Below are 13,436 nucleotides of genomic sequence, written 5' to 3'. Positions count from 1 at the left end.
ATTTATTAGAATAATTTCAACTGCTTGCCGGTAAAAAATGAGAATTAGTCGACTGGCTCTAGCTAATGACTTAATAAAGGCCTGAATGTAAACCTATACCTAGTTGTTCTTGAGTGTTTTTAAGGTGTCGAAACCATAGACTATGAGCGAAAATGTGATTTCTTTTCTTTAAAAATCAGTGTCTTAATGATTTCCTCAGTAAGAGGATTGATTATGTAGAGTTTAAGGGTTTAAAGGCTGGAAGCGCTATGAGGGGAGTAAGCTGTCAGTTTTTAATGACAGCTAACAGATTACATCGACAGGTTTAAGAATTCATTACGATGCAGCTTATTCGCCAAGTTATCGCGAATTTTTTTTGGAATGAACTTCATCCGATTGATCTGCCTAACGAGCTCTTGAGCGAAACTAGGATGTTGTTTCATATTCATTACGCAGCCCATGAGAGAGATACTTTTTGCGTCGAGTAGTTGCTTAGCTTGCTCTAGATGATGAGTTGACGTTTCACCATAGGCGACAACCAGTAATGCACAATCACAAGCACTTGCGACGGATTGAGCTGGGATATTGCCTTTGTTGATATTCAGTAGTGGTGAGGTATCGACGATGACACGATCATAGCTGTGCAGCCATTGGGTTACTGCTTTTTGAAGCGTCGAAGGATCTTTGTATGCCAGTTGAGCAGACGCCAATTGTGGGGCCGGGACCCCAAGGAACATACGTTGTGACTCTATGTGCTCTATAAGTTGGCCTGACTGATCTTCTTCAAGCATGTTTACATCCTTAAACCCAGGATTAAACAGGTTAAGGTCTACGTAAAGCGTAGAGTGACCTGCCAACAAAAAACGTTCTGCAAGTGCAGTGGCGATAGATGTTACACCGTCACCAGATTGACAAGCCGTAACACAAATCGAACGCTGACCATTAAGTTCCGAAGCTAAATACAATTGTTCAACTTCGGCATGCGTGGCTGAAATAGTCATTATAAAGCTCCTATAAGAACGATGGTGGTCGTGAGACGAAGAATGTCATCTAACCCTACACGGGCTTTTTCAAGAAAACTTTCACGACGGTCAGGAATGTAAATGGTGTCACCCGCGCGCAATACCGGTAAATTGTAAATATTCGCGGTTTTACTGAACTCGATAAGGTTGAAGGTGCGTGCTTGGCCTTGGCAGCAAGACATATTGACGATGGTAATTTTTTCTACGTAAGCATTGTCGGTAGGGCCTGCTGCTTCTGCCAATATATCAAGGATAGTCATATTGTCGTTGAACACATAACGACCAGGGTTGTTGATAGCGCCCAGCACTCGAACGGTTGCTTCTTTTGGCGTATCTAACCAATTCTTGTTTTTCTCTGGAATGTAAATGGTGTCACCAGTGGTCACGTTTGGCAGCAATGATTCATCACCAGTTTCAAAGTAAACGGATAAGTTTAGCTTGCTTACTTGCGAATAGGTTTTGTCACGATGTGTCACTCTAATATTGTGTATATCGGCACCTTTAGCTGGGCCATCAGCGGCAGACAATATGTCTAAGAAGTGCATGTCCTTGGTAAAACGGTAACGACCGGGGGAATTCACTTGACCAAAAACGTAGATCGAAGCATCTGAGCTTTGACGAACCCATTGTGATTTATTGTCTGAAGGATCTTGTGGTAAGTCATGAACACGAACGATTGAACCCGCTCTAATGGAGGGCATCTGATCTCGTGGGGCGCCGTTTTTAATAAATTCATCAAGGTTAAACACAACCAGTTTTCTGCCTGTCACCACCTCAATTTTTGACGTGTCTGCACGTAGAGTTGGGCCTCCCACATGAGCTAACAAACCCATGAAATTCATTTCATCTGACCATTCGATACGACCGGGGCGATTCACCTCTCCAATAACATTAACGGCTCTATTGGGCGTAATTTTCAACCAAGACTTCTCATTCATATCGGTTTTTTCAGGAACGAAAATCGCGTCACCCGCCTGAATTGAAGGGGGAGCTGAATCTGATATGCCTTCAGTATAGGCTGCTAAGTCAAATTTAAGTACACGGCCATTGGATTTGATAACACGGATTTGTCTAGACTCAGCAAATCGAGTCGGGCCACCAGCATTCGCAAGAATATCCATAAATGTCGCGTCTTTTTTACCTTCAAAAGCACCAGGTGCTGCTACTTCTCCCATGACGTAAACGGTATTCGCACCAGATTTAATCTCTTCTTCTTGTTTCGGTACAAAAATGGTTGAGCCGGGTTGGAGGACGGGCAACAAGCTTTCATCTCCAGAGTCTAGGTAGCGCTTAAGGTTAAGCAGGGTCGGTGTGTTGTTCGAAATTACGCGGATTTGTTCGACGCCGGCATAGCGGGTTACACCACCAGAACGCATCAGTACATCAACTAAGTCGGCGTTCTCTTTGTAAGTAAATGAGCCAGGTGCGTTCACTTCACCAAACACCTTAATGGCGTTGCGAGAATCGGCACTGTCGCCAGAGTTAGCAAGTTTTGCAGCATCAAACTCTTGCTCGATGTTGCCTACTAACGGAGAAGCTGGAACAAACAAAGAATCGAGCGATTGAAGCGTTGGTAAGGTAGATTCATCACCAGAATCAAGGAAACGTTTATAGTTAAACTCTGTCTTACCAGCCCCGCGTTTTAAGATAAGTTTGTCTAATTGTGCGCCCGGACGCAGACCACCTGCAGCATACAATGCCATTTGAATACTAGAGCCCAATGACAATGTGTATTCACCTGGCTTTTCTACGTAGCCTTGAACAGCGATAATGATTTGCTGCTCTTTCACGTAAACTGAAGCGTTAGTTAGATCTTTATATGCGGAGGCTAGTGCTTCAAGCACGACTTGATTCAACTGGTCGTTATCGTAACCCGCGACAAAAATTGTACCCACTTCCGGAAGAGTGATTCGCCCGCGCTTGTCAACCTGAAAACCTGTATTCAAGGTGACTTCTCCGGGTAAATTGACTTGAATAAGATCGCCCACTTGTACTGCACCTGAAAATTTGTCTTCTGCATTGATTGTGGCTGCAAAGCATAGCGAGATGGTAATAATAAACGTCAGTAGTATTTTCATAGTGCGCCTCCCATTTTCGCCGCATTTTCATGCGAGATCACTTCAATGCTTACCCGACGATTGGTTAAACGTGTTTCGTCATTCTCACCTTCGAAAAGTGGTACTGTTTCACCGACTGACACGGCTTTGATTCGTTGTGGGCTTAACCCAAAGATAGTGAGGTAACGCTCAACTTGTTTAGCACGGCCGAGCGCCAGTTTGTTGTTGTAAGTTTCTGATCCGCTTGCGTCTGCATGCCCCGTAACAATGAGGTCTAGCGATTCATTTTGCTTTAAAATATTGGCCGCCTCAGCGAGGTGTCCCATGTACTTAGGATTTACTTCGGTAGAGTTTTTCGCGAATTGATTGTCGACATTGAGTAGGTCATACAACAGCTCAATCATCGACAGTTGCATACGGAATTGACTTTCATTCTTAGGAGGTTCACAACGAGCCTGTGAGGTCACGTAATCAAGTTGGAGCTCAAGTTCATTAAGGCGTTTTCTTTGAATAACCAAATCGTTAGCAGCATCTAACAACAACCCACCTTGCAGTTCGCGTGCAATTCGGTTTTGCTTTTCGATGGCTTGAAGTACCGCAGCAGGAAAGCACCAACGAGCGCCTTCCTGAATTAAGGCATTTAGGTGCAGTTTTGCTAATTGCCAATCAAAGCGTAAGCCGTGTTCTGGGCCGAGTGGTTCGTCAGGCATGACTGGCGATAAATCTGAATTTTGATAGTTAATGGAATCATAACTTTCAGCCAATCCCCCCGTGCCTTGCTCCGGGTAGCTTGTACAACCAAGAACAAGAAAAGACAGAGAAAGGCCTATATAATTTTTCAGTATTTTCATGCCAACGTCCTTTGTTTTCTATTTTTATTATTATGTTTTGTTATTTCTAGCTTAGTGGATCTTCATGAATTAGTAGGATTTTTTGAGTTAACTGGGATCGCGTGGCCAATGCGAAGTAGCTGCATAATTTCAAGAGGTTGTCCTGAGACATTTTCTAAACGCATATTTCTTTCTCGCTCCGTAAGACGTTTGAACATATAAACAATGGCACCTACACCTGATGAATCAAGAAACTGAACTTGGCTAAAATCCACTTCGATTTCTTGATGCCCATAATTTGAAATAACATCATCAATATCGGCTTGCGCCTCGCGGCTACCTGCTGCGTCTAAGTTGCCAAAAATAGAAAGAGTCAGTGTTGTAGTGTCTAAGTCAATTTTACGTAATTCCATAATGCTATCTCCTTTAATGTATGACTTAACAAGAGCATGTAGCATGCCAGTTTTAATTTTATTGTTTTTCAATGAGTTACAACGTCTATTGTTTTTAATCTCATATTGATAAAGGTTGTTTCTCAATATGAGAATTAGAAATGGCCTAATTTTTGTGAGTTATAAGTCATTAATTTTATGAATGAAATTTAAAATTAAATAAGGTTGATGTCTGGATCGCATCCTATTCCAAAGTTTGTCTATCTATGGAGTGGAACGCTTAGGATTGAAGGAGTTACTAATATGGAGCAGATAATGAGGCTAACCAAACTGGCTATAGCGACTTTATGGGCGTGTTCGCTTTCATCTCATTCATACAATTTACCGCCAGAAAATTTAGTATTGGCAAACACATACCAGCAAGGTATTAATGTTTCTGAATATTGGAAAAGTGAAAAGCTCGATGGGATTCGGGCGCTGTGGGATGGTAACCATCTCTATACTCGTAACGGAAACCAGATTTATGCACCAACGTGGTTTACTGAACAGCTACCAAAGGTCCGCCTTGAAGGGGAGTTATGGGCCGGTAGAGGCAAGTTCCATTTAGTGCAATCGACTGTTCTTGATCATACCCCTAGTGATACTGCATGGCGTGAAATAAAATTCATGTTATTCGATATGCCGGGAGCGGCGGGAGATTACCAAAAACGCTACTATAATATCTTGCATTGGGTGAGTCTAATTGACGAGTCTCATGTGGGTTATATTGAACATGTCCCAATCAAAAATGAAAAGGCGTTATTTCATCAGTTAGACAATATCGATGAACGTAACGGGGAAGGTTTGATGCTCCGCAAGATCACAAGTCGTTATCAGGCAGGTCGAAGTAATGATCTTCTAAAACTGAAAAGGCATCATGATGCGGAAGCAACAGTCATTGGTTACAAAAGTGGTACAGGAAAATACAAGGGGATGATGGGTTCAATTTTGGTCCACACGGAAGAGGGGGTTGAGTTCTATATCGGTAGTGGATTTAGCGATAAAATGAGACTGTCACCTCCTGAAATCGGCAGCAGGATTACCTTTCGTTATAATGGCTTTACGCAAAATGGAAAACCGAAGTTTGCCCGCTTCGTTCGAGAGAAGAGTGAATATTAGACTACATTCACTGAACTCATACAGTAAAAAATTGAGCTCTAGACTCTTATCTTAAGAAAGTCAGAGCTCTTTTTTATTTGTGGTATCGGTTCTATCAATTTAGCAATTGAGCATTTAACGAGAACTAAATTCTAACTGTACAACGTCATCTTGCTTGTGCATCCAGTGCAGGCGCATACCAAGCATCATTGCGGCTGAAGTGAGTCCGATAATGAAACCAATCCAGAAGCCGTGAGCCCCCATTGGTTCCACAAGCCAATCCGTCATCCCAAGAATATAACCCGTCGGTAGACCAAGTAACCAATACGCAATAAAGGTTATGTTAAAAATAGAACGCATGTCTTTATATCCACGTAATGCACCCGCCGCGATCACTTGAATAGCATCAGTACATTGATATACCGCGGCAAAAATAAGAAGCTGCATGGCAATGGTGATCACTGCGGTGTTTTCTGTATACAATAATGATACTTGTTCTCTAAACAACACCGTCAATGCTGCGGTCATAAAGGCGGTAACCAAACCAACAATAATCCCTACATGGGTCGCAATCTTAGCGCCTTCGGTATTATTCTCGCCGAGTTTATGTCCCACACGAATACTCACAGCAGCGCCGATACTCATTGGAATCATAAACACCAAAGTCGAGAAGTTAATGGCGACTTGATGCGCTGCAACCACTAATGAACCTAATGGAGCGACCAGAAGAGCAACCACCGCAAACAAGGTCACTTCAAAGAAAAGTGCCGCGGCTACAGGAAAACCTAGCTTAAATAAACGGATTTGTGCTTTTAACTCAGGTTTATGGAATTGACCAAAGATGTTGATCTTCGCGAGACGCTTCGAAGTGAGTATGTATGCAAATAGTAGAGCAAACATTATCCAATAAACGATAGCCGTTGCTACGCCACAACCAACACCACCCAGAGCAGGAGCTCCAAGCTTACCGTATACAAACATCCAGTTAAGCGGGATGTTTAGCAACAAACCAATAAAACCAATCACCATTGCCGGTTTGGTTAAAGACATACCGTCAGTAAAACTTCTTAAGGTTTGAAAAAGTAAGAAAGCAGGCACCGCAAACATTACCGCATGCATATAGCCAATGGTTTTTTGAGCCATCAAGGCTTCAATGTCCATTAGCTCAAGTATGGCTTGAGTTTGAAAAAGTACGCCAATGATCGGCAGTGATATCAACAACGCCAGCACCGCGCCTTGTTGAATTTCGTATGGAATTTTAACTTGACGACCTGAGCCATTAAGTTGAGCAACCACTGGGACTAATGCCATCAATAAGCCTACACCGAACAAGATCGAAGGAAGCCAAATACTCGCAGCTATTGATACTGCGGCCATGTCAATGGCACTCACGCCACCGGCCATCACGGTATCGACGAAACCCATTCCGGTCTGTGCTACGGATGCGATCAATACAGGGGTCGCAAGTTTGATTAGATTTGAGGCTTCTTCTTTGTAACGATGCACAAATTACTCCAAATTAGATTAGTAGTATGAGGGATAGACGTTCAGAAGAAATCAGAGGCACTGATCATTAAGCTTCCATTGGACGAATCATAAAGAAATGTCACAATAACTGCTATTAAAAACTGATAGTAATACGCTAAATAGGAATCTTATGTTTACAGGTATCGTTCAAGGAATGGCAACATTGGTTGCTATAAATAAAAAAGAGTTGTTTCAGACTCATACCATTGAGCTAACAGATGAAATGATTGAAGGATTAGTGATTGGCGCTTCATTAGCCCATAACGGTTGTTGCTTGACTGTCACTGAAATTTCAGGAAACCATGTCGCATTTGATTTAATGCAAGCAACGTTGAGGTTAACGAACCTTGGTCAATTGAATGTTGGAGATCAAGTAAATGTAGAGCGTGCAGCCAAGTTTGGCGATGAAATTGGTGGTCACAGTATGTCTGGGCATATTGCTCTTATGGCTAAACTGGTCGAAGTGATCACAACTGAAAACAATCGTACGCTATGGTTCGAATTGCCAGAAACATCAATGAAATATGTACTAAGTAAAGGCTACATTGGTTTAGATGGGTGTTCATTGACTATTGGTGAAGTTAAAGACAATCGTTTCTCTGTGCATTTAATACCAGAAACATTAAACCGAACTCTATTTGGTGGTCGTAAAGTAGGGGATGATGTAAATATTGAATTCGACCCTCAAACACAAGCCATTGTCGATACCGTTGAACGCGTACTAGCTAATCAGAAATAGCTTTCTGTTTACTTTAAAGTTTCGTTTACTCTCGAATCAGCCCGGAACATGGCGATAAAGACACAATATAATTAGAAAAGAGCACTTGATGTGCTCTTTTTCTCTCTCATGTGGGATATCAATACATACGACTCAAAACACCTGCTCGTCATCAGCGTCAATGGATAGGCTTATTTTGTCTCTTATCTCGTCGACCTGCATATCTAAGTGAATCGGATTGCAACACACAGGACAATCGTCATAAAATTCCTGGCTGCCGTTGGACGCATCAAGCGTTATATTGATGGCGTGCCCACAATGCGGGCAGGAGACATGTTTTTCGGTGTATTTATGCATGGCAAATTCTCCCCACTGTAACCAACACCAACCCTAGTAAATTACGGTGATTAGCATTAAACGGCCTGAATTTTCTGAATACACGCTTCGGTTTGTGCCAAATAATGACCGCCAAATTGATTACAGTGATTAAGCAGGTGGTACAAATTGTAAATGTCTTTGCGATCAGTATAGCCAATATCGAGTGTACTGACGCTTTGATAGCCTTCATAAAATTCTTTTGGAAACCCCTCGAACAACTCTGTTAATGCTAAGTCACATTCATGATCACCCCAATAACAGGCTGGATCATAACAGATTGGACCAAAAGCAGAGTTCGCAACATTGCCATACCAAAGATCACCATGAAGCAAAGAAGGGCGAGGGTTGTGGCCTGCGAGGCGCATATTAACAACATCAACGAGTTCATCAATGTCACCGAATTTAATGCCTTTTTCTTTCAACAGTTGCAGTTGAAAACCAATGCGTTGTTCTGAGAAAAATCGCCCCCACTTCTTATGCCAAGGATTAGGCTGCAGTGTACTACCGATGTAATTGTCTTGATCGCAACCAAATTCTTTCTGTTCACCCCATTGATGAAGTCGAGCAAGTTGAACGCCGAAATCAAAGCTATTATTGCCAGTTTCTAGCGGCTTGGTTGGTAAGTAATTAAGAATGATGAATGAGCACTCTTTAGTTTTACCAATAAGTACGAGTTCGGGAACATAAACCGTGGAGGTCTCTCTCAACAAACGCAAGTTCTCGGCTTCAATTTCGAACTTTGGTAAAAATTCTCGCTGATTCACTTTCACAAAGTAACGCTCGTTACCATCACTTATCATATAGCAATCATTAATGTCGCCACCAGAGAGCTTGGTGCGTTCAGTAATCTGGAAGCTAAATAGAAGTGTATCTGAAAGCTGTTGAGAAATGGCTTGCCACATAGATAACCCTCAGGGAATGTTTGTTTAATAGCAATAGTTTAGGATAAATCTGAGTAATTTATAGATGTACTCGTCAATGTTCTTGTTTCTTATTCATCTTATGTTGATTCATTTGGTTGATTTGTGAACTCGAACTATTTCAAGCTCATTGATAAACAAGAATAAATTGAAAATACGATGTCATAAATGGTTTGAGACGAGTCTCACAAACGGCACGTTTTTGATCGTAATAAACTGGAAAAGTCGACATGACTTGTTATTGTTTCAACTTCATCTTAGGTAAAGCCTCAGAGTGATAGAATGTACTATCATTCAGTGGAAAGCCACGCTGCTGGAACACTCGTCTAACTCTTTGGAAGCATGTGACTGTCTATGTCATCCGTATATTGCTTGAAATTTAAGCTTAAAGACTCATTAGGAGCATTTTAATATGATTTTTAGTAATAAAGTGATGACAAATAACTTCATTTACATAGTATTAGGCAATTACGTATTAATCTGCTCTAGAGCTTAAAACGGAGATTTATTGTGGTTGTAGAAACCGATGGCTATTTGGCTTTGATCGAACACTTATCATTTAACTTAGATGTCTTTACGAATAGTAATGGCTATACAGGTAATGAAAGTGTTGAAGATATCATTACTGACATGATTTCAACTAACATCATGGCTATTTTCGAGCAAAATCCCGAGTTACATTCCAGCGTTCGTTTTCAGCTATTGAAAGAAGCTGATGCCGTAGTAGCTGATTTAGGTGAAGTGCTAGCCGGTGTGTGGACCAAAAAAGCAACCAACGAGCAAATTGTATTTCTAGACGAATACATCGCTTTGGTAAAAAACCTATTTGATTCAGCCGTCGCTAAATACGATTAGATAGAACTGATATTATGATGCACGCTTACCTAGCATATTAGTGAGCGTGTAAGGTCGGGTATAAGCCTGCAGTGGATCTGTTATAAACGTCTAAAGTGCCAAAACTTGGAAGCCCAATAAGGGTTATCCAGCCTCGATATAATCACACCTTTCGATGTAGAAGCATGTAGAAATTGATTATTTCCGAGGTAGACACCTACGTGTCGCACAGTCATCGATGTCTTAAAAAACACCAAATCGCCACTCGTTGCCTGTTCATACGCAATTTCTTTTCCCTTTTGACTTTGATCTTTTGTGGTTCTTGGTAGAGCTTGTTGGGTCGCATTTTGCACGGCAATCTGCACAAAAGCGGAGCAATCTACACCTCTAAATGAGGTTCCACCGAAATGGTACGGCACGCCTTTCCACTGCTCATACACGCTCATATAAGCATTTTTAGTCAATTGTTCCGACTTTGATAAAGGTTTCTGTGCGGTTTGACTAAGCTGAGAGGGAGACGGGGTCGAGCTACATGCAGCTAATGTTGCGAAAGTTATTGTAACTGCAAGCATTTTTCTGAATTTCATATGTAACTCTTCTGAAAAAAAAATGAAATAAAAACGTCATCAAGGACTTCTAGTATACAAACTAACTTAAGGATATCTCTTTTCGTAGTCAAACTGGATTTCACATGCCCGACACAAATTTATCAATAAAACCCTCACGTTATACATTCTCGCTCATCCAAACCGTCACTACCGTATTTATCTCCATTCTTTTACTAGTTAGTTTTTTGTCGATGGTCAGCATAACGGGAGTTGAACGGATTGGGGGTCACTTCAACGCGTTGTCCGAACGAGCACTACCATTAGCTCTTCATAATGCAGAACTGACACAAAACGTGTTAGAGCAGGTGAAGCTCCTCACTTACAGTACTCAATCGAAAGATCTAAACACATTGAATACGACTCGCTCATCTATTGAACAACTCGTCGAGTCAAGTAACAAAGTGCTAGAGGAACTCCTTTTTATCTCTCAATCTTTTCCTGAAGCGATTTCTGTTGAACAAAAGCAAAACCTAACTGAAGACATGACGGCATTAAAGCTTATGACCAACAAGGTCTTGATGTCTCAAATTGAGATTCAAAATAAACAAAATCATATTGATGGCCAAGTCGCTGAGTTTCGCTATGGTGTAAATTCAATTGGACCTGAGATGAATCGTATTAGCTCTTTTCTTGTTCAGGAAAACCCCGCTGCACACGATGCCGCCAACCGCTTCACGGCGAGTGCTTCGTCAATGGCGAATACCTTCCTAATGCTGATGATGCAATCGGACTTAGACAAAGCTGAAAGTGAGTTTCGAGAGCTACGTAATCGCATGGCTGGGATTAATCTCGCTTATGACGATTTTTCAGAATGGCACCCTGATATCACTGAGTTTGCAAGTTTAACGGCCCCTTATGAGATGGTTCAGACTGGATTCCAAGACAATGGTGTCTTAAAACAAATTCTGCTAAAGCTTAAGTTAATCAAGCAACAAGAAGCCGACCTTGCTGAAGTGATAAAGCTTGCCAACACCGTGATAGGCACCTTAAATCAACTGTCTAATACTGCATCCATATTAATTGATGAAAGTGAATCTGTGGTCAATCAAACGATAGCGACCATTGACAGAGTGTTATTTATAAGTGGATTAGTGATCGCTGCTATTATTGCTACTTCATGGTTTGCGTTACGTCGTTGGGTCAATAAAGGGCTCAAAAACATCACTTGCCAACTAAGCTCCCTTGCTGAGCACGATTTTTCAAAGCAAAGCGAACTGGTTGGGCCAAGAGAGCTTCAAGTTATCGCTTCGAAGCTCAATAGCGTTGTAGACTCGACAGCCGATTCTGTACGATCGGTGACGCGTAACTGTGAAACGCTTTACCAAACAGCAGAAGTAAGCCACGACGCTGCAGAACAAACTAATTCTAGCTTGAACGAGCAAAACGAATCGCTGCAGAACATGATCACCACCATTACTGAACTGGAAGCGTCAATCGGTGAAATTGCACGTATTTCGAATGCATCCAATGACGATGCACAAGTTGCAGAAGACGAGTCGGTCAATGGTAGCCAGGTGGTTGGGCTCAACCAGCAACGTTTGCAAGCGTTAGAACAGTCACTAAGCATGAACGAAGAATCAATGGCCGACCTTGATGGCCGCGTGAAACAGATTCGTGAAATGGTCGATATGATCAGTGGCATTGCAGAAAACACCAACTTATTAGCACTGAATGCAGCGATTGAAGCAGCGCGAGCAGGCGAACAAGGCCGCGGTTTTGCTGTCGTTGCTGACGAAGTACGCAAATTGGCGAGTGGCACATCTCAACAAACCACCAACATTCGCAATATGATGAATGAGCTGGTGGCTGCGGCTGACCGCTCTCGAACGTCTGTGACTGAATCTCGTAGCGAAATGGCCAATGCTCTGCAAACTAGCGAGGACGTGAAGCAAGCGTTTGAAAAAATAGACGTTGCGGTTAGCCAGATAAAAGGACGTGTTGAGCAAATTATGGTGGCAACAGAACAACAAGCACGCGCAACGGTGGACGTGACACATTCAATCACGCGCGTTTCTGAACAAGGTGAAAATACCAAGCTTCAACTTGAATCAATGATTGAAAGTTCAGAACAAGTGGCCGAGATAGCGGGACATCAGCAGGAAATGCTTCACAAATACCAGTTTGATGCAGAAAAATAGCGAATATTTCTAGTGCCTTAAGAACTTAAAAACTGAACCACAATAATAAAGCAAAACTTTCGGATAGCTTGTTAGTTCTTATTTTTCTGATTATATCTAAATGGCTGGGTAATCAACTTATCTAGCCTTTGTTCTTTTCCATCGCGTATTTCAGGAACGCCAATGCTTACCTTGTCATGGCCAAGCTTAGGTTGCGCGCGATAGGTTTTGAACCAAATATCCCACACCGATAAGAAGAAACCAAAGTTCGAATGGGTTTCTTTAACAATGACAGAGTGGTGAACTCGATGCATGTCGGGCGTCACAATCACTTTGCGTAACTGTTTATCCAGCCACAAAGGCAGTCGGCCGTTGCTGTGGTTGAACATCGCACTCACATTCAATACCACTTCGAAGATCACCACCGCTAATGCCGGAACGCCGAGTACAAAAATCAACGCGACTTTAATCAACATCGATAATATCATCTCAATCGGGTGGAAGCGTGTACCTGTCGTTACGTCAATATCTAGGTCTGCGTGATGAACTCGATGTAACTTCCATAGCCAAGGAATACGGTGAAACACCAAGTGTTGGAGGTAAATAGCACAATCCAACAGCAACACGCATATCAGAATGCTAAGCTCTTTAGGAAGTGACAGGGTATTGAATACCCCCCATTGATTATCTTGTGCGATAATCGCCGCTTGGAACGCAGCGATAGGGATTAGAGTGGCTAATAGAAAACTATTCAAAGTGACTAGCGCGAAGTTATTCCCCCAACGAAACCATTTGTTTTGAGTCAATGTTTTACGTGGGAAATGTTGTTCCCATAGAGCACACAATCCAAAAGCGACAATAAAACAAACAAGGCGAAGTAGCGATGGGTCCTGCATAAGAATTCCTTCTATCATTAT

General features: G+C 42.1%; 13 protein-coding genes. 4 read left to right on the top strand and 9 right to left on the bottom strand.

Translation table 11 applies throughout. The features are described from left to right. Positions 1–290 precede the first annotated feature (290 nt). From OCU50_RS06675 to OCU50_RS06660, 4 genes are all read right to left on the bottom strand, one after another. The gene (locus tag OCU50_RS06675) at positions 291–980 is read right to left on the bottom strand and encodes a P-loop NTPase family protein (protein ID WP_060467692.1); all 690 of its coding nucleotides are present in this window, start codon (positions 978–980) and stop codon (positions 291–293) included. Continuing rightward, positions 980–3,079, bottom strand: a complete 2,100-nt coding sequence (locus OCU50_RS06670) for an SLBB domain-containing protein (protein ID WP_060467691.1) — start codon at positions 3,077–3,079, stop codon at positions 980–982. Before OCU50_RS06670 ends, OCU50_RS06675 begins: the two co-directional genes overlap by 1 nt. Continuing rightward, positions 3,076–3,909 (bottom strand): OmpA family protein, encoded by an 834-nt coding sequence (locus OCU50_RS06665; protein ID WP_060467690.1) that lies wholly within the window; start codon positions 3,907–3,909, stop codon positions 3,076–3,078. Before OCU50_RS06665 ends, OCU50_RS06670 begins: the two co-directional genes overlap by 4 nt. 62 nt (positions 3,910–3,971) lie before the next feature. Continuing rightward, positions 3,972–4,301: an STAS domain-containing protein gene (locus OCU50_RS06660; RefSeq protein ID WP_017057299.1), complete on the bottom strand. Its 330-nt coding sequence runs from the start codon at positions 4,299–4,301 to the stop codon at positions 3,972–3,974. Positions 4,302–4,595: 294 nt separating this feature from the next. Between OCU50_RS06660 and OCU50_RS06655 the strand changes: the two genes are divergently transcribed. After that, positions 4,596–5,438, top strand: a complete 843-nt coding sequence (locus OCU50_RS06655) for a DNA ligase (RefSeq protein WP_060467721.1) — start codon at positions 4,596–4,598, stop codon at positions 5,436–5,438. Between the two features lie 114 nt (positions 5,439–5,552). On the opposite strand, the gene OCU50_RS06650 is transcribed toward OCU50_RS06655, so the two are convergent. Then, entirely contained in the window at positions 5,553–6,923 is a 1,371-nt protein-coding gene (locus OCU50_RS06650; protein WP_046224275.1) for an MATE family efflux transporter, read from the bottom strand. A 151-nt stretch (positions 6,924–7,074) separates the two neighbouring features. Between OCU50_RS06650 and OCU50_RS06645 the strand changes: the two genes are divergently transcribed. Further along, positions 7,075–7,683, top strand: a complete 609-nt coding sequence (locus OCU50_RS06645; RefSeq protein ID WP_060467689.1) for a riboflavin synthase — start codon at positions 7,075–7,077, stop codon at positions 7,681–7,683. 132 nt (positions 7,684–7,815) lie between these two features. Here OCU50_RS06645 and OCU50_RS06640 read toward each other — a convergent pair whose 3' ends face one another. Continuing rightward, the gene (locus OCU50_RS06640) at positions 7,816–8,019 is read right to left on the bottom strand and encodes a CPXCG motif-containing cysteine-rich protein (protein ID WP_082710327.1); all 204 of its coding nucleotides are present in this window, start codon (positions 8,017–8,019) and stop codon (positions 7,816–7,818) included. Positions 8,020–8,075: 56 nt separating this feature from the next. After that, complete coding sequence (locus OCU50_RS06635; protein ID WP_060467688.1) at positions 8,076–8,942, bottom strand: fructosamine kinase family protein; 867 nt, start codon at positions 8,940–8,942, stop codon at positions 8,076–8,078. Positions 8,943–9,470: 528 nt separating this feature from the next. On the opposite strand from OCU50_RS06635, the gene OCU50_RS06630 reads away from it, so the two are divergent. Continuing rightward, the gene (locus OCU50_RS06630; protein ID WP_017057293.1) at positions 9,471–9,815 is read left to right on the top strand and encodes a DUF3802 family protein; all 345 of its coding nucleotides are present in this window, start codon (positions 9,471–9,473) and stop codon (positions 9,813–9,815) included. 80 nt (positions 9,816–9,895) lie between these two features. Here the strand turns inward: OCU50_RS06630 and OCU50_RS06625 are convergent, their stop codons facing one another. Next, positions 9,896–10,381, bottom strand: coding sequence for a C40 family peptidase (locus OCU50_RS06625; RefSeq protein ID WP_017057292.1), 486 nt, complete (start codon positions 10,379–10,381; stop codon positions 9,896–9,898). 104 nt (positions 10,382–10,485) lie between these two features. On the opposite strand from OCU50_RS06625, the gene OCU50_RS06620 reads away from it, so the two are divergent. After that, positions 10,486–12,540 (top strand): methyl-accepting chemotaxis protein, encoded by a 2,055-nt coding sequence (locus OCU50_RS06620; RefSeq protein WP_060467687.1) that lies wholly within the window; start codon positions 10,486–10,488, stop codon positions 12,538–12,540. 71 nt (positions 12,541–12,611) lie between these two features. Here OCU50_RS06620 and OCU50_RS06615 read toward each other — a convergent pair whose 3' ends face one another. Beyond that, the gene (locus OCU50_RS06615; protein WP_060467686.1) at positions 12,612–13,415 is read right to left on the bottom strand and encodes a sterol desaturase family protein; all 804 of its coding nucleotides are present in this window, start codon (positions 13,413–13,415) and stop codon (positions 12,612–12,614) included. Positions 13,416–13,436: the final 21 nt, after the last annotated feature.

Source organism: Vibrio toranzoniae (genome assembly GCF_024347655.1).
Lineage (GTDB): Bacteria > Pseudomonadota > Gammaproteobacteria > Enterobacterales > Vibrionaceae > Vibrio > Vibrio toranzoniae.
Note: the sequence above shows the minus strand (reverse complement) of the source record. Positions and strands in the feature narration are given on the sequence as shown.

Bases quoted from the DNA above. Each gene is read 5' to 3' on its own strand.
- OCU50_RS06675 (WP_060467692.1), bottom strand. From the start codon at position 980: ATGACTATTTCAGCCACGCATGCCGAAGTTGAACAATTGTATTTAGCT.
- OCU50_RS06670 (WP_060467691.1), bottom strand. From the start codon at position 3,079: ATGAAAATACTACTGACGTTTATTATTACCATCTCGCTATGCTTTGCA.
- OCU50_RS06665 (WP_060467690.1), bottom strand. From the start codon at position 3,909: ATGAAAATACTGAAAAATTATATAGGCCTTTCTCTGTCTTTTCTTGTT.
- OCU50_RS06660 (WP_017057299.1), bottom strand. From the start codon at position 4,301: ATGGAATTACGTAAAATTGACTTAGACACTACAACACTGACTCTTTCT.
- OCU50_RS06655 (WP_060467721.1), top strand. From the start codon at position 4,596: ATGAGGCTAACCAAACTGGCTATAGCGACTTTATGGGCGTGTTCGCTT.
- OCU50_RS06645 (WP_060467689.1), top strand. From the start codon at position 7,075: ATGTTTACAGGTATCGTTCAAGGAATGGCAACATTGGTTGCTATAAAT.
- OCU50_RS06640 (WP_082710327.1), bottom strand. From the start codon at position 8,019: ATGCATAAATACACCGAAAAACATGTCTCCTGCCCGCATTGTGGGCAC.
- OCU50_RS06635 (WP_060467688.1), bottom strand. From the start codon at position 8,942: ATGTGGCAAGCCATTTCTCAACAGCTTTCAGATACACTTCTATTTAGC.
- OCU50_RS06625 (WP_017057292.1), bottom strand. From the start codon at position 10,381: ATGAAATTCAGAAAAATGCTTGCAGTTACAATAACTTTCGCAACATTA.
- OCU50_RS06620 (WP_060467687.1), top strand. From the start codon at position 10,486: ATGCCCGACACAAATTTATCAATAAAACCCTCACGTTATACATTCTCG.
- OCU50_RS06615 (WP_060467686.1), bottom strand. From the start codon at position 13,415: ATGCAGGACCCATCGCTACTTCGCCTTGTTTGTTTTATTGTCGCTTTT.